The sequence below is a fragment of the Rahnella ecdela genome (assembly GCF_019049625.1).
Classification (GTDB): Bacteria; Pseudomonadota; Gammaproteobacteria; order Enterobacterales; family Enterobacteriaceae; genus Rahnella; species Rahnella ecdela.
Window position 1 is genome coordinate 1 of the sequence record NZ_JAFMOY010000061.1, and the last position, 1,009, is coordinate 1,009.

Here is a 1,009-nt window from a genome sequence, read left to right on the forward strand (position 1 = left end):
ATCGCTCCTGCTGTCCTGCGCCACCGGCTGATGCTCAGCTATCAGGCCAATGCCGATAACTGTTCACCAGACGACGTCGTTCGTATGTTGCTCGATGCCGTGGTGGCCTGATGGAAAACCCGCTGACAATTGACCGCAACACGCTCATGGCACTGGCCGGTGAAGCGAAATTGCTGTCAAATCCACCGGGACAAATTTCCCCCGGCGCACTGGCGGGTGAACGCGTTTCTCGCCAGCAAGGGCGCGGTCTGAATTTCGACAGTTTGCGGCGTTATCAGGCCGGTGACGATGTCCGCCTGATTGACTGGCAGACTACAGCACGCCTGCGCACGCCGTGGATCCGCCTGTATAACGAAGAACGTGAGCGCCCGGTGTTTATCATCGTCGATCAGCGCCTCGACATGTTTTTCGCTACCCGCGGGCACACCAAATCGGTGGTAGCGGCCAAAATTGCCGGATTACTGGCGTGGCGCAGCTGGCACGACGGGGACCGGCTGGGCAGCGCCGTGTTCAGCGATACGGACTACAGGCTGCAAAAATGCCGCCCGCCAGCGGCAAATCTCAATCTGATACTGGATGATTTGATGGCCTATAACCAGCAACTGGCGCAGCAATATCCGGCAGAACCTGCCACGTCTTTATCCCTGTCGTCTGTATTACAACACGCGCGACAACTGATCCCGGCGGGTTCATGGGTGGCGGTGATCAGCGACTTTCATGATCTGGATGCTCAAAGCGAAGCGCTGCTGGCCGCACTGAGGCGGCGCAGTGAAGTCAGCGCGTTCGTGATCCTCGACGATCTGCATCAGCGCCTGCCTGCGTCGGGTAATCTGGCCGCGCGCTACCGCGGACATGAGGCGGCATTCTCCCTTTCAGGGGCGCTGCGCGATGAAATACAACAAAGCATTACCGCCCGTCTCGGCGCGCAGGAGAAAAAGCTGACAAGGCTGGGGATCCGCGTAAATCAAATTGTGGTGACTCAGGATTTAAACCGGCAGCTGCAAAGGGG

1 protein-coding gene and 1 pseudogene are annotated in these 1,009 nt (G+C 58.6%); both read left to right on the forward strand.

What is annotated here, in order from left to right:
* Positions 1-111 (forward strand): annotated as a pseudogene (locus J1784_RS26315) (AAA family ATPase); the annotation flags it as partial.
* Positions 111-1,009: DUF58 domain-containing protein (locus J1784_RS00310; protein WP_217147585.1), on the forward strand; the 899-nt coding region annotated here is incomplete at its 3' end. The pseudogene J1784_RS26315 and the gene J1784_RS00310, both read left to right, overlap by 1 nt.